General features: G+C 69.8%; 14 protein-coding genes and 1 tRNA gene. 8 read left to right on the forward strand and 7 right to left on the reverse strand.

Annotated elements, in window-relative coordinates:
• Positions 1 to 2: 2 nt before the first annotated feature.
• On the reverse strand, positions 3 to 2,660 hold the full coding sequence (gene polA, locus AOM09_RS11970; RefSeq protein ID WP_228375135.1) for a DNA polymerase I: 2,658 nt from the start codon (positions 2,658 to 2,660) through the stop codon (positions 3 to 5).
• A gap of 18 nt (positions 2,661 to 2,678) precedes the next feature.
• On the opposite strand from polA, the gene AOM09_RS11975 reads away from it, so the two are divergent.
• The 5 genes from AOM09_RS11975 to AOM09_RS11995 all read left to right on the forward strand — a co-directional run bounded on the left by AOM09_RS11975 (position 2,679) and on the right by AOM09_RS11995 (position 6,745).
• Positions 2,679 to 3,098 carry a PaaI family thioesterase gene (locus AOM09_RS11975; protein ID WP_062388769.1) on the forward strand — a complete coding sequence of 140 codons (420 nt, stop codon included), beginning with the start codon at positions 2,679 to 2,681 and terminating at the stop codon, positions 3,096 to 3,098.
• 78 nt (positions 3,099 to 3,176) lie between these two features.
• A complete protein-coding gene (locus tag AOM09_RS11980) occupies positions 3,177 to 4,208 on the forward strand; it encodes a branched-chain amino acid ABC transporter permease (RefSeq protein ID WP_062388772.1) in 1,032 nt (343 codons plus the stop codon).
• Positions 4,209 to 4,210: 2 nt separating this feature from the next.
• The gene (locus AOM09_RS11985) at positions 4,211 to 5,185 is read left to right on the forward strand and encodes a branched-chain amino acid ABC transporter permease (RefSeq protein WP_062388775.1); all 975 of its coding nucleotides are present in this window, start codon (positions 4,211 to 4,213) and stop codon (positions 5,183 to 5,185) included.
• Positions 5,178 to 6,020 (forward strand): ABC transporter ATP-binding protein, encoded by an 843-nt coding sequence (locus tag AOM09_RS11990; RefSeq protein WP_062388777.1) that lies wholly within the window; start codon positions 5,178 to 5,180, stop codon positions 6,018 to 6,020. Before AOM09_RS11985 ends, AOM09_RS11990 begins: the two co-directional genes overlap by 8 nt.
• Positions 6,017 to 6,745 (forward strand): ABC transporter ATP-binding protein, encoded by a 729-nt coding sequence (locus AOM09_RS11995; RefSeq protein WP_062388780.1) that lies wholly within the window; start codon positions 6,017 to 6,019, stop codon positions 6,743 to 6,745. The genes AOM09_RS11990 and AOM09_RS11995 overlap by 4 nt, the downstream gene beginning before the upstream one ends.
• Before the next feature lie 296 nt (positions 6,746 to 7,041).
• Here AOM09_RS11995 and AOM09_RS12000 read toward each other — a convergent pair whose 3' ends face one another.
• Together AOM09_RS12000 and AOM09_RS12005 are read right to left on the reverse strand one after the other, a co-directional pair.
• Complete coding sequence (locus AOM09_RS12000) at positions 7,042 to 8,325, reverse strand: ABC transporter substrate-binding protein (RefSeq protein ID WP_062388783.1); 1,284 nt, start codon at positions 8,323 to 8,325, stop codon at positions 7,042 to 7,044.
• 163 nt (positions 8,326 to 8,488) lie between these two features.
• The gene (locus AOM09_RS12005; RefSeq protein ID WP_062388786.1) at positions 8,489 to 9,118 is read right to left on the reverse strand and encodes an ANTAR domain-containing response regulator; all 630 of its coding nucleotides are present in this window, start codon (positions 9,116 to 9,118) and stop codon (positions 8,489 to 8,491) included.
• A 21-nt stretch (positions 9,119 to 9,139) separates the two neighbouring features.
• Between AOM09_RS12005 and AOM09_RS12010 the strand changes: the two genes are divergently transcribed.
• The 3 genes from AOM09_RS12010 to AOM09_RS12020 all read left to right on the forward strand — a co-directional run bounded on the left by AOM09_RS12010 (position 9,140) and on the right by AOM09_RS12020 (position 11,217).
• A tRNA-Leu gene (locus AOM09_RS12010) sits at positions 9,140 to 9,213 on the forward strand.
• Positions 9,214 to 9,270: 57 nt separating this feature from the next.
• Positions 9,271 to 9,732, forward strand: coding sequence for a methylglyoxal synthase (locus AOM09_RS12015; protein ID WP_228375136.1), 462 nt, complete (start codon positions 9,271 to 9,273; stop codon positions 9,730 to 9,732).
• Positions 9,733 to 9,888: 156 nt separating this feature from the next.
• On the forward strand, positions 9,889 to 11,217 hold the full coding sequence (locus AOM09_RS12020) for a PHB depolymerase family esterase (protein ID WP_062388791.1): 1,329 nt from the start codon (positions 9,889 to 9,891) through the stop codon (positions 11,215 to 11,217).
• A 48-nt stretch (positions 11,218 to 11,265) separates the two neighbouring features.
• Here AOM09_RS12020 and AOM09_RS15005 read toward each other — a convergent pair whose 3' ends face one another.
• From AOM09_RS15005 to gltB, 4 genes are all read right to left on the reverse strand, one after another.
• Positions 11,266 to 16,254: an alpha-L-arabinofuranosidase family protein gene (locus tag AOM09_RS15005; protein ID WP_169747658.1), complete on the reverse strand. Its 4,989-nt coding sequence runs from the start codon at positions 16,252 to 16,254 to the stop codon at positions 11,266 to 11,268.
• 559 nt (positions 16,255 to 16,813) lie between these two features.
• Entirely contained in the window at positions 16,814 to 18,232 is a 1,419-nt protein-coding gene (gene pyk, locus AOM09_RS12030; protein ID WP_062388795.1) for a pyruvate kinase, read from the reverse strand.
• 18 nt (positions 18,233 to 18,250) lie between these two features.
• Positions 18,251 to 19,717, reverse strand: a complete 1,467-nt coding sequence (locus tag AOM09_RS12035; RefSeq protein ID WP_062388797.1) for a glutamate synthase subunit beta — start codon at positions 19,715 to 19,717, stop codon at positions 18,251 to 18,253.
• Positions 19,710 to 24,245, reverse strand: a complete 4,536-nt coding sequence (gene gltB / locus AOM09_RS12040) for a glutamate synthase large subunit (RefSeq protein ID WP_062388800.1) — start codon at positions 24,243 to 24,245, stop codon at positions 19,710 to 19,712. Before gltB ends, AOM09_RS12035 begins: the two co-directional genes overlap by 8 nt.
• Positions 24,246 to 24,299: the final 54 nt, after the last annotated feature.

A 24,299-nucleotide genomic window follows, 5' to 3' on the forward strand; every position in this document is an offset into this window, starting at 1 on the left:
CCCTAGTGTCCGGCGGTGCGCCAGTCACCGCCCGTTCCGACGTTGACATCGAGAGGAACGCTGAGATCGCCTGCGGCGTGCATCTCCTCCCTGAGAATGGCCTCGACCGCCGCGCTCTCCTCGGGGGCTGTCTCGACCACGAGCTCATCATGCACCTGAAGTACCTGCCGGGATGCCAGACCTTCGTCCCTCAGGCGGCGCTCCACCCCGAGCATCGCCCGCTTGATGAGGTCCGCCGCGGAGCCCTGGATCGGGGCGTTGAGCGCGACCCGCTCGGCGATGTCGCGCCGCTGGCGGTTGGTCGAGGTGAGATCGGGGATGTAGCGCCGGCGACCGAAGATGGTCTCGGTGTACCCGTCCTGCCGGGCCTGGTCCACCACCGCGTCGAGATACTCGCGCACCCCGCGGAACCGCGCGTAGTAGTCGTCCACGAGCGCCTGCGCCGCGTTCACGGAGATGCCGAGCTGGCGCGACAGCCCGAAGGTCGACAGCCCGTACGCGAGCCCGTAGGACATCGCCTTGACGTGCGACCGCATCTCGGGCGTGACGTCCGCGGGCGCCACGCCGTACACCCGCGAGCCCACGAAGCGGTGAAGGTCCTCCCCCGCCACGAACGCCTCGATGAGCCCCGCGTCGCCTGACAGGTGCGCCATGATGCGCATCTCGATCTGCGAGTAGTCGGCCGTGACCAGCGTCCCGAACCCCTCGCCCACCACGAAGGCCTCCCTGATCCGGTGCCCCTCGGGCGTGCGGATCGGGATGTTCTGCAGGTTCGGGTCCTTCGAGCTCAGACGGCCCGTCGCGGCGACCACCTGCGAGAACGTGGTGTGGATGCGGCCGTCGGCGCGCACCGACTGCGCAAGCGTCTCGATGATCTGCGAGAGCTTGGTCGCGTCCCGATGCGCGAGCAGCGCGGTGAGGAACGGGTGCGGCGCCTTCTCGTTGAGGTCGTGAAGGGACGATGCGTCGGTCGAGTAGCCCGTCTTGATCTTCTTGGTCTTGGGCATGCCGAGGCGGTCGAACAGCACCTCCTGCAGCTGCTTGGGCGAGCCGAGGTTGACACGGTCGCCGCCCAGCGCGCCGTACGCCTCCTCCGCGGCGCGATCGGCACGACCGCGCGCCTCGTCGGCGAGCGTGCGGAGATGGGCGGCGTCCACCGCCATGCCCGCATGCTCCATGCGCGCGAGCACGGTCAGCAGCGGGATCTCGAGCTCGGCGTAGAGGCGCGTCATGCCGCGCTCGTCGACCATGGGGTCGAGGACCGCCGCCAGCGCGCGCACGTGCGCGGCGCGCTCACCCGCCGCCTCCGCCGCCGAGCCGCCGAGGCCCAGGTCGAGCTCGTCCGCCGCCGCCCCCGCGTCGAGCGAGAGCCCCAGGTGACGCTGGAGGATCTGCTCGAGCTCGAAGCCGCGCTGATCGGGGTTGACCAGGAATGCGGCGATCTGGGTGTCGCCGACGATGCCCGCGAGCTCCCATCCCCGCGCCTGGAGCGCATGCCATCCGTCCTTCGCCGCATGCAGCACCTTGGGGACGTCCGGGTCCGCGAGCCAGGCGGCGAGCGCGCGCTCCTCAACGGCGCTCAGCTGCGCGAGGTCGACCCCCCACGCGACGTCAGCGGCCGCGGCGACGCCCAGCGCCCACGCATCGGCCTCCGCTCCCCCCTTGCCCTCCACGTGGAGCGCGACGGGACCCGCCATCGCGGTGATCGCGGCGACCGCGCCCTCGACGCGCACGACGACCGCGGGGGTGTCGACGGGGTCCGCGGCCCCCGCATCGGCGACGAACGGGAGCAGCCTGTCGCGCAGCGTCCGGAACTGGAGCGCGTCGCAGACCTCGTGGATCGCGGTGGCGTCCGCGCCCGCGTACTCGAGATCGCCGAGGGGCACGGCCACCTCGAGGTCGGGAAGGAGGTGGTTGAGCTCGCGATTGAGGCGGACCTGGTCCACGTGGACCCGCAGGCTCTGGCCGGCCTTGCCCGGGACGTCGTCCGCGCTGTCGAGGATGCCCGGAAGGCCGCCGTAGGTGACGATCCACTTCGCGGCGGTCTTGGGCCCGACGCCCGGCACACCCGGGAGGTTGTCGCTGGTCTCGCCGACCAGCGCCGCCATGTCGGGGTACTGCTCGGGCCTCACCCCGTACTTCTCCTCCACCGACGCGGGCGTGAAGTGCACGAGGTCCGACACGCCCTTGCGCGGATAGAGCAGCGTGACGTCGTCGTTGACCAGCTGGATGGTGTCGCGGTCGCCCGACACGACCAGCACGCGCAGCCCGGCCTCCCTGCCGAGCCGGGCGTACGTCGCGAGCAGGTCGTCCGCCTCGTAGTTGGCCTTGTCGACCGCGGTCACGCGCAGCGCTCCGAGCACCTCCCGGATGAGCGGCACCTGCGGCTCGAACTCGGGCGGCGTCGCGTCGCGCGTGCCCTTGTACGACGGCAGGCGCTCCGTGCGGAAGGTGCCGCCGGGCAGGTCGAACGCGACCGCGACGTGCGTGGGCTGATGGTCCTTCATCAGCGTCGCGAGCATCGTGGTGAAGCCGTACACGGCGTTGGTGGGGACGCCCGTCGACGTGGCGAAGTTCTCGACCGGAAGCCCGAAGAACGCCCGGAAGGCCATCGACAATCCGTCGACGAGCAGGAGTGTTCCCTTGGTGGATTCGCTCACAGGTGCCAACCTACTTCCATGTCCGACGTCGAGGTCCCGGTCCCGCACGTGCCCACCGACGGGCTCATCGCCCGGATGGGCATCTCCATTGTGAAGGTCACCCCTGACATCGCCGTAGGGACGATGCCGGTGCACGGGAACACGCAACCCTACGGCCTCCTCCATGGCGGCGCGTCCGCCGTGCTGGCGGAGACGCTGGGGTCGCTCGCGGCCATGGCGCACGTGCTCACGCTCGACCCGGACGGGGTGGCCGTGGGCGTCGATCTCAACATCACGCACGTCAAGGGGACCCGCGACGGGCACGTCACCGGCACCGCGACCGCGATCCACCTCGGCCGCTCCGTCGCGAGCTACCGCATCGTCATCGCCGACCAAAAGGGACAGAACCTGGCGGAGGCCCGGCTGACCTGCGCCTTGCGCGTGGCGCCTGCCACATAGTCGAAACATGGCTCGGGTAGTTTGACCGCCAACCAGAAACGATGGAGGGGCTACGTGTTGGGAAAACTTGACAGGCGGGTGCTGCTTCGAGCGGTCGCCGTCTTCCTCGTCGTCGCGGTGGCGATCACCGTGGCGTTGAGCACAGGAGGGTCGGCCGATGCGGCGACCGGCTCGGCCGCCTCCGGCGGCGGGAGCAGCCTCCTGCTGCAGAACCTCTTCAACGGCATCGTCTTCGGCCTGCTGCTCGCGCTCGCGTCGGTGGGCCTGTCGCTCATCTACGGCACCACGGCGCTGAGCAACTTCGCGCATGGCGAGATGGTGACGTTCGGCGCGATGATCACGTACTTCCTCGCGACGCCGCAGGCGGTGACCTTCCCGCTGCTGCCGTTCGAGTTCAAGATCAACATGCCGTTCCTGCCCGCGGTGCTCGTCGGCATCGCGATCGCGGTGTTCTTCGGCTGGGTCCAGGACAAGATGATCTGGAGCCAGCTGCGCCGCCGCCGCGTGGGCATGGTGCAGCAGATGATCGTCTCGATCGGGCTCTCGCTCGCCCTGGTGAACTTCATCCAATGGTGGATGGGCGGTCGCCCGGTGCGCCTCACCACGTCGATCGACCCGCGCCACCAGTACGGGCCCATCTCGGTCGGCAACGTCACGCTGATCTCCATGGCGATCGCGATCATCGCGCTCATCGGGGTCGCGTTCTTCCTGCAGCGCACCCGCCTGGGCCGCGCGACCCGCGCGGTGTCCGACAACCCCGCCCTCGCCTCCGCCTCCGGCATCAAGGTCGACAGCATCATCCGCATCGTGTGGATGATGGCGGCCGGCCTCGCGGCGCTCGGCGGCATCCTGCTCGCGCTGTACCAGCAGGGCATCGGCTTCGACGACGGCACCAAGCTGCTCATGATGATGTTCGCCGCCGTGACGCTGGGAGGCCTCGGCCACCCGTACGGCGCGCTCGTCGGCTCGCTGATCATCGGCATCGTCGCCGAGGTCTCCACCGTGTGGCTCGCGCCCGACCTCAAGTTCGCGACCGCGCTCTTCATCCTCATCATCGTCCTGCTGGTGCGCCCGCAGGGCATCCTCGGCCGCGCGGAAAGGGTGGGCTGACCATGGACATCCTCATCCAGGTGCTCACGACGGCGATCGCGCCGTCGACCGCCGCCTTCGCGCTCGCCGCGATCGGCCTCAACTTCCACTTCGGCCTCACGGGTCTGCTCAACATGGGCCACGCCGGCTTCATGCTCCTGGGCATGTACGGCTTCGCGATCTCGCTGCGCGAGGGCTGGCCGATCTGGCTCGCCGTGCTCGTCGGGCTCGCCGCGGCCGCGCTGTTCGCGCTGCTGCTCGGCTGGCCGACGCTCAAGCTGCGCGGCGACTACCTCGCGATCGTGACGATCGCCGCGGCGGAGATGGTCCGCTTCCTCGGACGCTCGCAGAGCCTTGCGGAGCTCACGGGCGCGTCCACCGGCATCCGCGGCTCCGACTTCAAGGCCCCCTTCGAGGAGCTCTCGCCCTTCGCGGACTCGATGGTCGAGATCGGACCGTTCGCGATGCACGGCACCCGCTCGTCGTCGTGGTGGCTCACGCTCGTCACCTGGGGCCTGGTGGGCGTGTTCGCCCTCGTGTTCTGGCGCCTGTCGAAGTCCCCGTGGGGTCGCGTCCTCAAGGGCATCCGCGAGGACGAGGACGCCGTCCGCTCGCTCGGCAAGAACGTCTACTCGTACAAGATGCAGGCGCTGGTCATCGGCGGCGTCATCGGCGCCCTCGCCGGCATGCTGTGGGCGATCGGCAACTCCGTCCAGCCGGACGCGATGGGGCGCCCCACCACGTTCTGGATCTGGACGCTGCTGCTGCTCGGCGGCGCCGCGACCGTGTTCGGGCCGGTGCTCGGTGCGATCCTGTTCTGGTCCGGCCTCACGCTCATCAAGGCGCTCGCCTCGGCGTTCATCCCCTCGGACGTGCTCGCCCCGACGTCGCTCGAGCCGTTCTCGCTCGTGCTCGTCGGCGTCGCGCTCATGTTCCTCGTGGTGTTCCGCCCGCAGGGCGTCCTCGGCAACAAGAAGGAGCTGGCGTTCAATGGCTGACACGGCATTCGAGACCGTCGCGCACGAACCCGGCGCGGCGAAGCCCGACGCGATCCTCGTCGCGGACGGCGTGGTACGGCGCTTCGGCGGCCTCACGGCCGTCAACGTGGACCACTTCGAGGTCCAGCGCAACACCATCACGGCGCTCATCGGCCCCAACGGCGCCGGCAAGTCGACGTTCTTCAACCTGCTCACCGGCTTCGACATGGCGCAGGAGGGCTCGGGCGTGTTCAACGGCAAGCCGCTGCGCGGCATGCCGGCGGCGAAGGTCGCGCGGGCGGGCATGGTCCGCACGTTCCAGCTCACCAAGGCGCTCAGCGGCATGACGGTGATCGAGAACATGCGGCTCGGCGCCCAGGAGCAGCCCGGCGAGAACCTCGCACGGGCGTTCGCGCCGCCGCTATGGCGCGCACGGGAGCGCGAGATCACGGAGCAGGCGCACGATCTGCTCCACCGGTTCAAGCTCTACGAGAAGCGCGACGACTACGCGGGCTCCCTCTCGGGCGGCCAGCGGAAGCTGCTCGAGATGGCGCGTGCGCTCATGTCGAAGCCCACGATGGTGATGCTCGACGAGCCGATGGCGGGCGTCAACCCGGCGCTCACCGAGTCGCTCCTCGACCACATCGTCGAGCTCAAGGAGGACGGCATGACCGTGCTCTTCGTCGAGCACGACATGCACATGGTGCGCCGCATCTCCGACTGGGTGGTGGTGATGGCCGAGGGCCAGATCATCGCCGAGGGGCCCGCGGGCACCGTGATGTCCAACCCGCGTGTCCAGGACGCCTACCTGGGCTCGCACCACGACACCGACCTGTTCGAGGAGCGTGACGCGTGAGCGACAAGCCCGTCATCGTCGATGCCGACGACCTCATCGCCGGCTACCTTCCCGGCATCAGCATCCTCAACGGGTGCACGATGCAGGTGAAGGAGGGCGAGCTCATCGGCATCATCGGCCCCAACGGCGCCGGCAAGTCCACGTTCCTCAAGGCGCTGTTCGGGCTCGTCCCCATCAGCGCCGGCACCGTCACGCTGGCCGGTGAGGACATCACCAACATGCGCGCGGACCAGCTGGTGAAGCGTGGCGTGGGGTTCGTCCCGCAGACCAACAACGTCTTCCCCTCGCTCACCATCGAGGAGAACCTCGAGATGGGCGCCTACCTCGCGCCCAAGGCGTTCAAGAAGCAGCTCGAGCGGGTCGGCGACCTGTTCCCGGTGCTCATGGACCGCCGCTCCCAGCGGGCGGGCTCGCTCTCCGGCGGCGAGCGGCAGATGGTCGCGATGGCGCGCGCGCTCATGATGGATCCGAAGGTGCTGCTGCTCGACGAGCCGAGCGCCGGGCTCTCCCCCGTCCGACAGGACGAGACGTTCCTCCGGACCCGCGAGATCAACCGCACGGGTGTCACGGTCATCATGGTCGAGCAGAACGCCCGCCGCTGCCTGCAGATCTGCGACCGCGGCTACGTCCTCGATCAGGGCACGTCCGCCTACACGGCGACGGGCCAGGAGCTGCTCAAGGACCCCAAGGTCATCGAGCTGTACCTCGGCACGCTCGGCGCGTAGCGCCGCTGCTCTCCGGCTCTCGGCCCCGGCTCCCCTCGAGGGGGCCGGGGCCGAACTGCGTCTCGGGGAGGTGGGCGATTCCCGATGACGCGTGGGACAGGCGGGGACGATGCGTCGCTTGGGGCAGCCCCATCGGTCGCGCGGTGGCCCACGCGTCACCTGCGTCCTTGGGAATCGCGCACGGTCACCGGGGTGCGCGGGGGCCGTCGGGGCGCCGAGCCGCGGCTCGACACGCAGAAGGACCCCGGCCGCAGCCGGGGTCCTTCTGTGGATTGTCCCTCGTGAGAGAGGCGACCTTACTCGGCCGGGACCTCGCCGAAGACGGTGTCGAGGAGCGAGTACGTGTTGTCGTCACCGTACTGGTAGACGCCGATGTACGCGCTCGACGGGTCGTTCTTGTCGTTGAACGGGCCGACGCCGGAGACCGCCTGGTAGTTGATCTCCTCGCCATCCTCGAGCAGCGCGACGCAGTCGGCGAAGCCGGTGCACTCGGTGCCGCCGTTCGCGCCGGAGACCGCCGCGAGGTTCTCGGAGATGGTGGTGCCGTCGACGGCGCCGCCCTTGACGGCCGCGAGGGCCGCGAGGATCACGGCGTCGTAGGACTCGGCGCCGTACGAGAAGTCGTCCAGCTCGCCGCCCTCGGCGACCGAGGCGAGACGGCCCTGGAACTCCTCGTCCGGGAAGGCGCCCGGCAGGGTGCCCTTGGCGCCCGCGAGGGTGCCCGGGTCGAAGTCGGCCGAGTAGTCCGACAGGTTGCCGTCGACGAAGTAGATCTTCGACGCGTCGTAGCCGGCGCCGACGAGCTCGGGGATGATGCCCACGGTCTGGTCGAACGCGATCACGACGACGGCCTCGGGGTCGGTCGCGAGCAGCGCCTGGACGTCCGAGGCGAAGCTCGAGGCGTCGGGGTCGAACTCCTGACCGGTGGTGCCGTAGGTGAGCGAGCCGCCCTCGGCCTCCAGGGTGCCCTGGACCACGTCGCGGAGCGAGGTGCCGTAGTCGTCGTTGAAGACGAGGACGCCGACGTTCTTGTAGCCGTCCGCGAGGATGAGGTTGCCCAGCGCGTTGCCCTGGACGGTGTCCGGCGGAGCGGTGCGGAAGTAGAAGTCCGAGTAGCCGGACAGCGCGGTCGAGGTGTTCGCGCCGGAGATCTGCACGATGCCGGCGGCCGTGAGGTCGTCGACCACGTTGAGGCTGACGGACGAGGACGCGGCACCGATGACCACGGAGACGCCCTCGCCGATGAGCTGGTCGATCGACGCCGCCGCGATGTTGGCGTTCGCCGTGTCGGACGAGTCGGTGTGCGAGACGGTGACCTCGGAGCCGAGCACGCCGCCGGCCTCGTTGATCTCCTGGATCGCCAGATCGACACCGGCGACCTCGGGCGGGCCGAGGAATGCAAGCGTGCCGGTCAGCGGCAGGAGCGAACCGATCTTGAGACCGTCACCCGAGCCGGAGCCACCCGTCGTCGCGTCGCTGCTCGAGCCCTCGTCGCCGCCGTCGGTCGCGCAGGCCGCGAGCGACAGGGTCGCGACGGCCGCGAAAGCCGCACCACGGGCGATGGAGTTCCATCGTGCCATGTTTCTTCCTCCCACTTCGGCGGGGATGATCCCGCCTCGGTCACAGCACCGGAGAGGGAATCCCTCCGGCGGTAACCGTCACGCTAGCGAAGGAAGATTTCTTGTTCGCGTCGTGTCCATCACAATTTCGTGACACAACACGGCGCGCACAAGGGTGTTTGCGCTACTTTCCGCCCATCTGCTCGATCACGGCCTCCGCAACCTCTCGCATCGTGAGACGGCGATCCATCGACGTCTTCTGGATCCAACGGAACGACTCGGGCTCGTTGAGCTTCATCTTCTCCATGAGGAGGCCCTTGGCGCGCTCGACCTTCTTGCGCGTCTCCATGCGCTCGTTGATGTCCGCGATCTCGTTCTCGAGCGCACGGATCTCGACGTAGCGCGAGGCCGCGATCTCGACCGCGGGCAGCAGGTCGCCCGGGGTGAACGGCTTCACCACGTACGCCATGGCGCCCGCGTCGCGCGCGCGCTCCACCAGCTCGGTCTGCGAGAACGCCGTGAGCAGCACGACGGGCGCGATGCGCTCCTTCGCGATGAGCTCGGCGGCGGTGATGCCGTCCATCACCGGCATCTTCACGTCCATGACGACCACGTCGGGCTTGTGCTCGCGGGCGAGCTCGACGCCCTCCTCGCCGTTCGCGCCCTCGCCGACGACGTCGTAGCCGCCCTCGCGAAGCGTCTCGACGATGTCCATGCGGATGAGCGCTTCATCCTCCGCGACGACCGCGCGACGCGCACGCTTGGGGGCCTGGGTCTGCTGCTCCGCCTGCGGAGTGTCCTTCTCATCAGTCACAGGCGCTAGCCTAGTGCCCTCGCCCCGGTAGCCCAACTGGCAGAGGCACGCGGCTCAAACCCGCGGTGTTGTGGGTTCGAATCCCACCCGGGGTACTGCACCCCCGCGGCGACGATGCGCGGCCTGGCACCCCGACGTGCCATGCTCGGACCGTGACCGAGAAGACGCCTCCCCGCCCGATGCACATCGCGCTCGTCGCGCACGACAACAAGAAGGCGGAGCTGCTCGAGTGGGCCTCCTTCAACAAGGGCTCGCTCGCGCCGCACCACCTCTACGCGACGGGCACCACCGGCACCATGCTCGAGTACGAGCTGGGGTTCAAGGTCCACCGGTTCCTGTCGGGCCCCGTGGGCGGGGACCAGCAGATCGGCGCGAGGATCGCCGAGGGCGCGCTCGACATGCTCATCTTCTTCTGGGACCCGCTCGAGCCGCAGCCGCACGATCCGGACGTCAAGGCGCTCCTGCGCCTCGGTGCGCTGTGGAACATCCCCATCGCGTCCAACGTCGCGACGGCGGACTTCCTCATCTCCTCTCCCCTGTTCCGGGACGGCTACGAGCGCAAGGTGCCGGACCTCGGGCCGCGCGACTGGGAGGCCATGCGCGACCCGGAGTAGGCACCGCCGGGCGACCGATCGTGCGGCGCGGGGCGCAGCTTGTGCGATCGCGCCCCTGGCCACGGACCCGGCGGCCCGCGCGCCGCTAGCCTCCGTGAAGCGGCCCCGGTCGGGGCCGCGCACTCGACGAGGAGCACGATGCGCCACCACCGGGCCATGACGGCCACCCTCGCCGCGGCGGCGCTCACGCTCACGGCATGCGGCGGCGGCGCATCGTCCGTCGCCTCGTCCGCCGCGCCGCTCGAGGCGACGCTGATCACCCGCGTCGCCCCGGAGGGGCTCACGGTGGTGGCCGTGGCACTCGAGTACGACCGGGTGCTGTCGCTCGCGCCCGACGGAGCGCAGCCCTCCGACTTCGCGGTCGAGGTCGAGTTCGACGCCGCCGGCGAGGAGGCGCTGAGCGGCGTGCGCACCGTGACCGCCGTGCGCACCGGTGCCGTGCCGGACGCCGAGGGCGCGCCCGCGGACGGGCGCTACGTCATCCTCGAGCTCGAGGCGTCCGAACCGACCGCGGCCGCGTCCTACGTCGACTGGTCGACGACGATCACGCACGGCTACGCGCTCGAGGAGGGCTACTCCATCTCCCAGGTGGGCGATCTCGAGTCGAGCGACGGGCACGTGGTCGCGGCCTCCGACGCTGCGGTGCCGGTCGCGGACGTCACCCACGAGGTGGTCGACGACTTCACGTCCGCCACCTTCGCCAGCGACGCCGGCCCGGCGCTCCCCTACCGCGCTCTCACGCCTGAGACGCCCGCGCCCACGGACGGCTACCCGCTCGTGGTGACGCTCCACGGCTACGGCGACAGCGGCGACGACAACCTCGGGCAGCTGACCGGGAATCAGATCGCCACCGCGTTCGCCGACGAGGCGCGGCAACGCACCGGACCCGCATACGTCCTGTCGCCGCAGGCGGATCCCTCCGACCCTGCCAAGGGCGCATGGTGGGACCCGTCGATGCAGGACGCGGTGGTCGAGCTGATCGAGGACTTCATCGCTTCGCACCCGGACGTCGACGCCTCGCGCGTCTACCTCACCGGGCTGTCGATGGGCTCGTACGGCTCGTGGGCGATCCTTGAGGACCACGCCGACCTGTTCGCGGGAGCGGTGCTCGTGTGCGGCGGCGGGATCGCCGACGTCGCCGCCGCGGCCGCCGCCCTCACCGAGGTCCCGATCTGGGCCGTCCACTCCGAGGACGATGCGGTGGTCGCGTACGACGCCGAGGGATCCGACCTGCGCGCGTTCCAGGCGTTCCAGGCGGCGGGCACGCCGGTCGTGTGGTCCGCCTGGGACGGGCTGCTCCCCGACGCCCGGCAGGAGTCCCTGGCGCGGGACGCCGTCGCGCAGGCGGAGCGGACCGGCAGCACCCACCTCTTCACCACGATCGAGGCGGACACGACGCCCGGCTTCAACCACCAGTCGTGGATCCCGACGTACGCCAACGACGTGATCCTGGACTGGCTCCTCGCCCAGGATCGGGACGGCTGAGCCGGGTGCCGCATCGTGGCCAGACGATGCGGCACCCGGGCGGGGCGGCTAGGCCTTCGGCTTGGCCGCCTTCGCCTTCGGCGCATTCACCTCCTCGCCGGGCCGGTGCTGCGGGCACGGGTTGGGCTTGTCCCAGCCCTTCGCACGCAGCTCGAACAGCGCGGTGACCCCGGCGGAGGCGGGCGCGCCCACCACGGTCGCGGTGACGGCGTAGCACGTGCCCGCCGCCTTCTTATCCGTCTTCCACACGAGGACGAACTGCCCGGATCGCTTGTCGTAGCGGATGCGCGACGGATCGACGGCCACGCCGTCGCCCGCCTCGGACGGATCGGCGCCGCACGCCATCTCGGCGATGGCGACCTCGACCTGCGACGGATCCGTGACCGCCTCCCCGCCCAGCTCCGCCGAGAACTTCAGCGGGACCGCGCTGCCGGCCTGGACCACGTTGACGTCTGTCATGTCCACCGGCGGGGCGAATCCCGTCACCTTCGCCGTGCTGATCCTCAGGAACGTCACCGAGTTGCCCGGGAACGTCCACTCGAACCGTGAGGCGATGCCGTCGACCGTCGAGGTCTCGGGCGTGACCGGCGTCGAGACGCGGGTGTTGACCGCGGCCTGCTTCGCCACGATCTGCGTCATCTCCGCCGTCGGTGCGACCGCGCGGTCCCCCAGATCGATCGCCGTGGTCGCGGCGCGTCGCTGCGCGTTGACCACCTTGAGGATGAGGTCGCCCGTCGCATCGTCCTCGGTGAGGACCTGCGCGAACGGCTCCGTCACCGCGTCGTCGTCGAAGGAACCTTCGAGCACGCCGTCGAGGTACAGGTCCACGTGGGTGCCGCGCACCGAGATGGTGATGGCGTACTCGTGGCCCGTCTCGAGGCTACGACCCTCCTGCGCGACGAGCGTCTCCTTCGCGCCGTCCGTCGCCTTCTCGATGACGTGACGGGTGTTGTTCCACCCGCCCAGGTTCCACCAGTAGAAGTTGCCCGAGTCCTTGACCCCGAAGCCGATGAGGAAGCCCTCGGCACCCGAGATCTTGGTGGCCTTGAGGTTGAGGTCGTAGTCCTCCGCGTCGAACGCCGGCGCGGACACCAGGGTGTTGAGCGCGCTGGTGCTCGACTGGACGTACGCCCCGTCGGTCACCGCCCACGAGCCGATGCCCGCGAGCGAGGTCCAGCCGTCGGCATCCCCGTCGGAGAAGTCGTCGGCGAGGATCACTCCGCCCTCCGGATCGGTGACGGTGACGTCGTCGTACCGCGCCGCGGTGGCCCACGTGGACAGGCCCACGGTGCCGCCGATCGGGGTCGGCTCGATGACGTCGCCCGTGGCGTCGGTCGGGACCACCCGGTCGCCCACGTTGTTCATGAAGAGCTTCTGAACCTCGTAGTCGGCCGAGCCCCACGACTCGTCGTTGTCGAACCAGATCATGTCCGGCGACCACTGGTAGTGGCTCGCGTTGGCGAGCAGCGGCGCGTAGGACGCCATCTGCACCACGTCCGCGTTGCGCTCGAGACCCGTCATGTAGGCGGCCTCGGACAGCGCGTTGAACCAGCGGTTGTCGAGAGAGGCGTACTCGCCCACCCAGACCTTCGGGCCCTCGCGGTCGTACGAGTCGTAGCGATCGTTGTTCTGGAGGAACCAGCTCGGGCTGTTGTAGTAGTGCTCGTCCACCATGTCGACGTCGTTGGCGACGTTCTGCTCCCAGTGGAGGTCGAACGCGGCGCCCTGGTCGTCGGGACCGGAGTTGCTGATCACCATGACGTCGGGGTAGACGGCCTGGATCGCGTCCCGGAACTGCACGAAGTTCGCGATGAACTCCACCGGGTAGTTCTCCTCGTTGCCCACCTCGAGGCGATCCAGCTCGAACGGCTCCGGGTGGCCCATCGACGCCCGCAGGGCGCCCCACTCGGTGGACGCGTCGCCGCGCGCGAACTCGATGAGGTCGAGCGCGTCCTGGATGTGGCGGTCGAGCAGCTCCTGGTTGTCCCACTCTCCGGCACGCAGCGACTGACCGCAGCCGTTCATGAGCGCGGGCACCACGGGCACCGGGAGCGCGCCGATGTCCTCGGCGAACTGGAAGTACTCGAAGTAGCCCAGGCCGTACGTCTGGTTGTAGCCCCAGAAGTTGGTGTTGGTCGCGCGCTCCTCGACCGGCCCGACCGTGTCCTTCCACTGGTACGAGCGCGAGCGCTCGTAGTCCGAGTCCTCGTCGTAGCCCAGGTGGCTGTCGACGTTGACGATGCAGCCGCCCGGGAAGCGGATGAAGCCCGGGTTCAGCGCCTCGATCTTCTCGGCGAGATCCTTGCGCAGGCCGTTGGTGCGGCCCTTGTAGGTGTCCTCGGGGAACAGCGAGACCATGTCGAGCCGCAGCGTCCCGGCGCCGCCCGCCTGGACGTCGAGCCGCCCGGACGTGGTGGTGGACGATGCGGTGAGCACGCCCGCGTACTTGGCCCAGCCGTCGTCGCCGACGGTGAGCTCGAGCGTGTCCGAGATCGCCGCGCCGTCCGCGTCCACGAGCGTCACGGTCAGCGGGGTGCCGTCCGGCGCCGTGGTGCGGGCGAACACGGAGAAGTCGTACAGGTCGCCCTCCTCGAGCGCGACGCCGTCGAAGCCGCCGTTGCGCACGCCGTACGTGCCGCCGTCGGGGTTGTCGAGCGTCACCTGGAGATAGGTGCGGTTGCGCTCGCCCAGCCGCTCGTCGTCGTTCACGGTGGTGGCCGCGCCCGCTCCGCCGCCCGTCGACGTGGTCGACCACGCGGTCATGCCGGTGTACCCGGCGTTGTCGATGGGGAGGAACTCGAACGAACGGTTGCGCACGAGCTCGGCGTAGAGGCCGCCGTCCGCCGCCCAGTTGATGTCCTCGAAGAAGACCCCGTACATGCTGTCGGGGATCTCCGCGCCCGTCGCCGCATCGTCCACCGTGATCGTGTACTCGGCGGGCGCATCGTCCGGGTAGGCCGCCAGCAGCGCCGCCTGCTCGTCCGCGGTGATCGGCAGCACCGTGCCGTGACGCGCGCTCGACGGGAGCTGCGCCGACGGCACCGACGTCCAGTCTCCCGACGCGATGTCGGACGTCTCGAACAGCATGTAGCCCTCGCCGCCGTGGTAGCTCGGCTGGTCGATCAGCATGTACCAGTGGCCGGGCTGCGCGTTGTCCTCGAACACGGTCGGGCCCTCGCCCTGCGTGAACGTGCCGCCCCACGGGTTGGGCTCACCCACGCCGATGTGCTCCTTGACCAGCTGCCATCCCTCGGAGTCCTCCGTGGGCAGCGTGCCGGACACGGTCGCGGTGAGGTCGGTCGAGCGCTCCTGGCGGACGTCGAACGTCGCCTCGTCCTTGATGAAGCGGTAGTAGGTGTCGCCGTCCTTGACGACGGTCGCGTCGATCATGCCCCGTCCGGTGCCGCGCTTGACGTCGACCCATTCCTGCGGCTCCGTGAACGTCACGAAGTCGCGGGTGGTGACGTACATCATGCGGTTGTAGGTGGTCGCGAAGTCGCGGGAGGTGGTGTCGGAGGTCTCGTAGAGGTTCGAGGCCCAGTACACGACGTACTCCCCCGCGTCCTCGTCGTAGTACGCCTCCGGCGCCCACGTGTTCCCGGCGAGGTCGCTGGACACCACGATGGAGCGCTGGTCGCTCCAGTGGACCAGGTCGGTCGACTCCCACACGTTGAGGCGGCGGCTGCCGGTCTCCTGGGCTGTGCCGAAGTCGTAGCTGCCGTAGCGGTCGACCATGTTGAGATCCGTCGACAGCATGTAGAAGCGGTCGCCCTCGGGAGAGCGCATGACGAACGGGTCGCGGATGCCCTGCTCGCCGAGCGTCGACTGCAGCACCGACTCGGCGTTGTTGAGCTCCTTCCACGACGTCGGATCGTCACCCACGCTCGTCGCGAAGTAGATCTCCTCGCCCACGGTGCTCGACTCCCCCTCGAAGTACGGGAAGAAGTAGCCCTCGTAGTCGGCGGTCTCCGGCGCCGGCTGCACCGTGGCGACGAGCACCGCGGTGTCCGTGGCCTCGCCCTTGCTGAGGGTGGCCGTGAGCGTCACCGCGACGGACGATGCGCCGGGCGCGGGGCGCGTGACCTCACCGGTGGCGGTGATGACGGCCGCGTCGGAGGTCTCCCACGCGATCGCGCTGCCGTTGACTCCCGCGGTCGGGAGGGTGATGTTGCCCCGCACGTCGTCGAGGTTCGGGATGGTGAGCGCCGCGAGGTCGGCCGCCACGGCCTCCTCGTCCGTGAGGTCGCCCCGGTACAGCTCCGACACCTGGCTCTCGGAGAGCGCCTCGGTGTAGATCGCCACGTCGCGGACCCCGCCTGCGTAGAACGGGTCGCCGTAGGACGAGCGGCCGATGTACGCCACCAGATCCGCGCCGAAGTCGCTGACGGTGCGCGAGGTCGCGACCGTGCCGACCTTCTCGCCGTCGAGGTATCCCGTGATGGCCGTCGGGGTGATGACGGTCGTGTACATCTGCCAGTCCGCCGTGGTGACGGGACCGGCGACGCCCTTCGCCGCGTCGGTCGGGCTGATGCCGACCTCGGTCCACCACGGCGCGCCCGCGTCGAGGCTGCCCGTGATCACCGTCTTGAAGCGGCCCTCGGTGGGCGTCGCGGGGTTGAGCAGCCAGTACTGGCTCGGGAGGTTCTCGGTGGTGCCGAAGAACATCGCGGCGTAGTAGCCGGTGCCCGTCTGGTTCCGCAGCCAGGTGTTGATGGTGAGGGTGTCCTGCCCGTCGAACATCCCGGTGGGCATCTCGACGTAGGCCGCGCCGCTGCCGCTCGCGCCGCCGGGCAGCGTGAGCACGTCGCCGTCGATGCTCGCGCCCGCGCCCAGGATCACGGCGTCGTTGCCGTTGCCGCTCGCGTCGGGCACGGTGGTGCCGGCGGTCGCGGAGAAGTCGTAGTGCGCGAGCAGCGTCGCGGACACGGCCGCGCGCGCCGTGCTCGCCGGATACTGAAGCGCGATCGCGAGGGCCGCGATCAACGTCGCCGCGAGCAGCGCCGGCATGCGACGCCGCTCTTCGATGGGGGTGGTCATGGGTGTGCTCCTCCTGAGATGGGATGCACGGCGCCTGGTGCGCGCCGTCGCGCACCGCGCCGTCTGCCGAGGGGCCTCGATGCCGCGCACGCGACGGTCCGCACGGTCTCCCGACGCGCATCGTCCATGCCCACGTCCTCCTTGACGCCCGACACCTGCCCGCACCCGGATGGTGTGCCATCCGGCCTTGAGATGTGATCGCTCACTTTTTCGGGGACCGCTTCCGCCCGACGTCCGTGTGGGGAGGGTTGGTGCCGAATTGTGCGCGTTCACACAGTTACGCATCTTTGCGAGGTTCGGCGGCGCTTGTCAATCGTTGCAGAGGAAGACGTGCGGTCGGATCGTTTCGATCGCGCCTGTGGCGGGGTACGCCGCCGCCGCCCGCCTCCCCCTGTCACAAGTCACGACCACCGAGCCGCTCGCGCCCGAGCCCCCGCACGATCCGGCGTCGAGGTTCTCCCTAGCCGTGACTTCGGACGAGGACGACGGGGAAAGGCGCACACAGCGAAGGGCCCCGCCGGCCGAAGCCGACGGGGCCCTCGCTCAGGGGCGCTGGTGCTTAGCCGCGCACCTGGCCGACCTTGTGGACGAAGATCGAGTTGGTGGTGCCGGGCACGCCCACCGGGGTGCCCGAGACGACCACGACGTACTCGCCGTCGACGGCGCGACCCGAGGACTTGAGGTAGCCGTCGACCAGGTTGACCATCTCGTCCGTCGAGTCGACCTTCTCGACCAGCTCGGCCTGGATGCCCCACGACAGCGCGAGGCGCTTCTGGGTGTCGGCCGACGGGGTGAAGGCGATCATCGGGGTCGACGGACGCAGGCGCGACATGCGCAGCGCCGAGTCGCCCGACTGGGTGAACGTGACGATGTACTTGATGTCGAGGTTCTCGGCGATCTCCGCGGCGGCGTGCGTGATCGCACCGCCACGGGTGTGCGGGGTCGAGAGGTACGGCGCGATGCGCGAGTAGCCCTTCTCCTCCGTGTTCTTGACGATGCGTGCCATCGTCTCCACGGTGATGATCGGGTAGTCGCCCACCGAGGTCTCGCCCGAGAGCATGACCGCGTCGGTGCCGTCGAGGATCGCGTTGGCGCAGTCCGAGGTCTCGGCGCGCGTGGGCACCGGCGAGTGCGTCATCGACTCGAGCACCTGGGTGGCGACGATGACGGGCTTGGCCTGCGAGCGGCACAGCTCGATGGCGCGCTTCTGGACGAGCGGCACCTCCTCGAGCGGAAGCTCGACGCCCAGGTCGCCGCGGGCGACCATGACGCCGTCGAACGCGTCGACGATCTCGGCGAGGTTCTCGACCGCCTGAGGCTTCTCGACCTTGGCGATGACGGGAACCGTGCGGCCCTCCTCGTTCATGATGCGCGCGACGTCCTCGTAGTCGGCGGCGTTGCGCACGAAGGACAGCGCGATGAAGTCGGCGCCGAGCTTGAGGCCCCAGCGGAGGTCCGCCTCGTCCTTGTCCGACATGGCGGGCACCGAGACGGCGACGCCGGGCAGGTTGATGCCCTTGTTGTTGGAGACGGGACCCGGCACGACGACCTTGGTGATGACGTCGGTCTCGGTGACCTCGGTCACCTCGAGACGGACCTTGCCGTCGTCGATGAGGAGCGTGTCGCCGGGGTTGCAGTCGCCCGGGAGGCCCTTGAACGTGGTGCCGCAGATGTCCTTGGTGCCCTCGACGTCACGCGTGGTGATGGTGAACACGTCGTCCACCGCGAGCTCGTGCGGGCCGTTCGCGAACTTCTCGAGGCGGATCTTGGGGCCCTGGAGGTCGACGAGGACGGCGACGTTCCGGCCCGTCTCCTCGGCGGCCTGGCGGATGTTGCGGTAAACCTGCTCGTGCTCCTCGGCGGAGCCGTGGCTGCGGTTGATCCGGGCGACGTCCATGCCCGCCCCCACGAGCTTGCGCATCTGGTCGATCGGCGCGGTGGCCGGTCCGATCGTGCAGACAATCTTCGCGTTACGCATGTTCTCCAACCTTGGTATTCAGGCGCGGAGCGCCGTTGTGTGCGCCGTCACCGGCGCCGGAAGCTCGGTGCTTCCTGTCAAGTATTCATCGATGGCGGCTGCGGCCGCCCGTCCTTCGGCGATCGCCCAGACCACGAGCGAGGCTCCGCGACCGGCGTCACCGGCCACGAACACTCCGTCCTGGGTGGTCGCGTAGTTGCGCGCCCGCTCGATCTGAGCGCGCGAGGTCAACGCTACTTGGGACTGTGCCTGGAGGTTCGTGACCTCAGGCCCAGTGAATCCCATCGCGATGAGGACAAGATCCGCCGGGATCTCGCGCTCGGTGCCCGGGGTGGGCGTGCGCGAGCCGTCGGCGTTGTATTGCGTCACGGCAACCTTGAGTGCGGTCACGTGACCATTCTCATCACCGATGAACTCCACCGTCGAGGCGAGATAGTCGCGCTCGCCGCCCTCCTCGTGGCTCGAGGAGACCTCGAACACGCGCGGGTCGGTGGGCCACGGCTGGCTCTCGGGCCGCTCCGTCGGCGGCTTCTTGCCGATCGCGAGCGTGGTGACGGAGGCGGCTCCCTGGCGGAGCGCGGTGCCGATGCAGTCCGAGCCGGTGTCGCCACCGCCGATGACGATGACGTGCTTGCCGTCCGCGTGGATCTGGTCCACGACCTCCTCGCCCGCGACCACCTGGTTGCCCTGGTACAGGTACGGCATCGCGAAGTGGATGCCGTCGAGCTCACGGCCCGGCAGCGGCAGATCGCGTGGCACGGGCGCGCCCGTGGCGATGAGCACCGCGTCGTAGCGCGCGCGCAGGTCGTCCCACGTGATGTCCTCGCCGATCGAGATGCCCGTGCGGAAGCGGGTGCCCTCGCGCTCCATCTGGACCACGCGGCGGTCGATGATGTGCTTCTCCATCTTGAAGTCCGGAACGCCGTAGCGGAGCAGCCCGCCCACGCGATCGTCCTTCTCGTACACGGCGACGGTGTGGCCGGCACGCGTCAGCTGCTGCGCCGCGGCGAGCCCCGCGGGGCCGGAACCGACCACCGCGACGGTCTTGCCCGTGTGGCGCTGCGCGATGTGCGGCGTCACGTTGCCGTCCTCGAACGCGTGCTCGACGATCTCGACCTCGACGTTCTTGATGGTGACCGCAGGCTGGTTGATGCCCAGGACGCACGAGGTCTCGCACGGCGCCGGGCAGATGCGCCCGGTGAACTCGGGGAAGTTGTTGGTCGCGTGCAGCCGCTCGATCGCATCGGCGTACTGGTCGCGCCACACCAGGTCGTTCCACTCGGGGATGAGGTTGCCCAGGGGGCAGCCCTGGTGGCAGAACGGGATGCCGCAGTCCATGCAGCGTCCGGCCTGGCGCTTGAGCACCACCTCGTCCCGGCCCAGCTCGTCCTTGACCTCGGCCCAGTCGCGCAGGCGCACCGGGACGGGGCGGTAGGCGGGGACCTCCCGCTCACGGACCTTCAGGAATCCACGCGGGTCAGCCACCCGTCACCTCCAGGAACTCGGCCCACGCACCGGGAGCGGAGAGGTCCCCGCCCTTCGCGTCGAGCTCGGACAGCGCCTCACGGACGCGTGCGTACTGTGCGGGCAGCACGCGCGTGAAGCGCGCCACCGTCATGGACCAGTCGGAGAGGAGCTCGCGCGCCACCGGCGACTGGGTCTCGCGCTCGAAGCGCTCGATCAGGGTGCGGACGATCACCTGGTCCTCGGCGTCGAGCGCGCTCAGCGTGAGCTCGCCCGACGCGATGGCCTGCGCGTTGACGCGTTCCGGCCGCAGGTCGAGCACGTACGCGGTGCCGCCCGACATGCCCGCGCCGAGGTTGCGGCCCGTGCGTCCGAGGATCACGGCGGTGCCGCCGGTCATGTACTCGAGCCCGTGGTCGCCCACTCCCGAGACCACCGCGGTCGCGCCCGAGTTGCGGACCAGGAAGCGCTCGCCCACCTGTCCCCGCAGCAGGATCTCACCGGCGGTCGAGCCGTAGCCCACCACGTTGCCCGCGATCACGTCCCGGGTCTCGTCGAGCATGGACTCGCGCGCGGGTCGCACGACGATGCGCCCGCCCGACAACCCCTTCGCGACGTAGTCGTTGGCGTCGCCCTCGAGCCGCAGGGTGATGCCGCGCGGCACGAACGCACCGAACGACTGGCCCGCGCTGCCCGTGAAGGTGACGTCGATCGTGTCGTCCTCGAGGCCCGTGCCGCGGTACCGGCGCGTGACCTCGTACCCGAGCATCGTGCCCACCGTGCGGTTGATGTTGCGCACCTCGCGGCGGATCTCGACCCGCTCCCCACGCTCGAGCGCCGGCTCGGCGGCGGCGATGAGCTCGTTGTCGAGCGCCTCCGCGAGCCCGTGGTCCTGGGTGGTCGAGTTCATGAGGGCCGCACCCTCCCGCGGGCGCGCGAGCACCGGCGTGAGGTCGAGGCCCTGCGCCTTCCAGTGGTCGATAGCGGCGCGGGTCTCGAGCGCCTCGACCCGTCCCACGGCCTCCGCGATCGAGCGGAAGCCCAGGGCGGCGAGGTGCTCACGCACCTGCTGGGCGATGAACTCGAAGAAGGTCTCGACGAGCTCGGGCCTGCCGGCGAAGCGCGAGCGGAGCTCGGGGTTCTGCGTCGCAACGCCCACGGGGCAGGTGTCGAGGTGGCAGACGCGCATCATGATGCAGCCCGACACCACCAGCGGAGCGGTGGCGAAGCCGAACTCCTCGGCGCCCAGCAGCGCCGCCACGATGACGTCGCGGCCGGTCTTGAGCTGGCCGTCGACCTGGACCACGATGCGGTCGCGCAGGTCGTTGAGCACTAGGGTCTGCTGGGTGTCGGCGAGGCCGATCTCCCACGGCGCTCCCGCGTGCTTGAGCGAGTTCAGCGGGCTCGCGCCGGTGCCGCCGTCGTGCCCCGAGATGAGCACCACGTCGGACTTGCACTTGGCCACGCCGGCCGCGATGGTGCCGACGCCGACCTCCGCCACCAGCTTGGTGTGGATGCGCGCCTTCGGGTTCGCGTTCTTCGCGTCGTGGATGAGCTGCTTGAGGTCCTCGATCGAGTAGATGTCGTGGTGCGGCGGCGGCGAGATGAGGCCCACGCCGGGCGTCGAGTGACGCGTCTGGGCGACCCACGGGTAGACCTTGTTGCCGGGCAGCTGGCCGCCCTCGCCGGGCTTGGCGCCCTGCGCGAGCTTGATCTGGATGTCGTCGGCGTTGACCAGGTACTCCGACGTCACGCCGAAGCGACCCGATGCGATCTGCTTGATGGCGCTGCGGCGCTCCGGGTCGTACAGACGGTCGACCGACTCGCCGCCCTCGCCCGTGTTGGACTTGCCGCCCAGCCGGTTCATCGCGATCGCCAGCGTCTCGTGCGCCTCCTGCGAGATCGAGCCGTAGGACATCGCGCCCGTGTTGAAGCGCTTGACGATCTCGCTGATGGGCTCGACCTCGTCGATCGGCACCGGGGGCAGGCCCGAGTTGAGCTCGAGCAGGCCGCGCAGCGTCATGGCGCGCTTCGCCTGGTGGTCGACGCGGTCCGTGTACTGCTGGAACACGTCGTACTGGCGCGTGCGCGTCGAGTGCTGGAGCTTGAACACCGTCTCCGGGTCGAACAGGTGCTCCTCGCCGTCGCGACGCCACTGGTACTCGCCGCCGGTCTTGAGGCGCTGGTGCGGCGGCAGCTCGCCCGAGGCGGGGTACGCATCGGCGTGACGCGCCTCGACCTCGGCCGCGACCACGTCGAGCCCGACGCCGTCGATCTGGGACGGGGTGCCGTTGAAGTGGAGGTCGACCAGCTCCTTGGACAGGCCGATCGCCTCGAACACCTGGGCGCCGCGGTACGACGCCATGGTGGAGATGCCCATCTTGGACATGATCTTGAGGACGCCCTTGCCGAGCGCCTTGATGAGGTTGTAGGTCGCCTGCTCGGGAGCCACGTCGCCCAGGTAGCCGCGCTTGGCGAGATCCTCGACCGTCTCCATCGCGAGGTACGGGTTGACGCAGCCGGCGCCGTAGCCGATGAGCAGCGCGACGTGGTGCACCTCACGCACGTCGCCCGCCTCGACCACCATCGACAGCTGCGTCCGCCTGTGCGTGCGCACCAGGTAGTGGTGCACGGCCGAGGTGAGCAGCAGCGACGGGATGGGCGCGAGGTCGGGGTTGGAGTCGCGGTCGGAGAGCACCAGGAAGGAGACGCCGTCCTCGATCGCCTCGTCGACCTCCTTGAAGATCTCCCCGAGCCGAGCGTCGAGCGCGGGGGCGCCGCCCTTGACCGGGTAGAGGCCGCGGATCTTCCGCGCCGAGAACACGCCGCGGCGCTTGGGGTCGCGGTCGATGTGGAGGATCTTGGCGAGCTCGTCGTTGTCGATCACCGGGAAGTCGATGATGATCTTGCGCGCGTGCTCGGGGGTGGCGTCGAGCAGGTTCGGCTCGGGGCCGAGCGCGCCGCCGGTCGCGGTGACGATCTCCTCGCGGATCGAGTCGAGCGGCGGGTTGGTCACCTGCGCGAACATCTGCACGAAGTAGTCGAACAGCAGGCGCGGGCGCTCGGACAGCACCGCGATGGGCGTGTCGGACCCCATCGCGCCGATGGGCTCGATCCCGTCCTTCGCCATGGGGCCGAGCAGGATCTTGAGCTCCTCCTCGGTGTAGCCGAACGCACGCTGGCGGCGCTGAACCGAGCGTGCCGAGTGCGAGATGTGCTCGCGGTCGGGAACCTCGGACAGGCGGATCGCGTTGTCCGCCACCCACTGCTCGTAGGGCTGCTCGGCGGCGAGCGTGGACTTGATCTCCTCGTCCTCGACGATGCGTCCCTCACGGGTGTCGACCAGGAACATGCGACCCGGCTGGAGGCGGCCCTTGCGCACCACCCGCGCGGGATCGAGGTCGAGCAGCCCGGCCTCGGAGCCGCACACGACCAGACCGTCGTCGGTCACCCAGAAGCGACCGGGGCGCAGGCCGTTGCGGTCGAGCGTCGCGCCGATCACGGTGCCGTCGGTGAAGTGCAGCGCCGCGGGGCCGTCCCACGGCTCCATGAGCGCCGAGTGGTACTCGTAGAAGGCGCGTCGGGCCGGGTCCATGGACTCGTTGTTCTGCCACGCCTCGGGGATCATCATGAGCAGCGCGTGGTGGATGGGGCGACCGCCCAGGTGCAGCAGCTCGAGGACCTCGTCGAACGACGCGGTGTCCGAGGCGCTCGGCGTGCAGACCGGCATGAGCGGCGCCATGTCGCCCAGCAGGTCCGACTTCAGCATGCCCTCGCGCGCAGCCATCCAGTTGCGGTTGCCGCGCACGGTGTTGATCTCGCCGTTGTGGGCGATGCCGCGCAGCGGCTGCGCGAGCGGCCACGACGGGAACGTGTTGGTCGAGAAGCGCGAGTGGACCAGCGCGAGCTCGGAGGCGAACAGCGGGTGCAGGACGTCCGGGAACACCTGCTCGAGCTGATAGGTGGTGAGCATGCCCTTGTACGTCAGCGTCCGCGAGGACAGCGACGCGAAGAAGGGTCCGCCGTCGTTCTCGGCGCGCTTGCGCACCCGGTAGGCGCGGCGGTCGAGCTCGATGCCCGCAAGCCCGTCGACCGCGAGGAAGGCCTGGCGGAAGGTCGGCATCGCGCCACGGGCGCTGGGGCCCAGCGGCTCGGGGTTCACGGGCACGTCGCGCCAGCCGAGCACGGTCACGCCTTCGGCGGCGGCGGCCGCCTCGACGATCGCGACCTGGGCGTCCTCCTCGCCCGGCTCGAGGAACGCGATGCCCACCGCGTACTCGCCCGCCTCGGGAAGGTCGAAGCCCGCGACCTCGCGCAGGAACGCGTCGGGCACCTGCGTGAGGATGCCCGCGCCGTCGCCGGTCTCGGTCTCGGCGCCGACCGCGCCGCGGTGCTCGAGATTCTTGAGCGCCGTCAGGCCCGCATCGACGATGTCCCGTCCCGCCGTGCCACGCAGGGTCGCGACGAAGGCGACGCCGCAGGCGTCATGCTCGAAAGCGGGGTCGTAGAGCCCCGCTGCGGGCTGGGGGGCGCCAAGATGCGCGACCATCACACCGTCCTTAAGCGTCCCCGCTCACACGGGGACATTCGTAGATTTCGGGGC

It is taken from the genome of Demequina iriomotensis (assembly GCF_000971395.1).
In the GTDB taxonomy this organism is placed as follows: Bacteria; Actinomycetota; Actinomycetes; order Actinomycetales; family Demequinaceae; genus Demequina; species Demequina iriomotensis.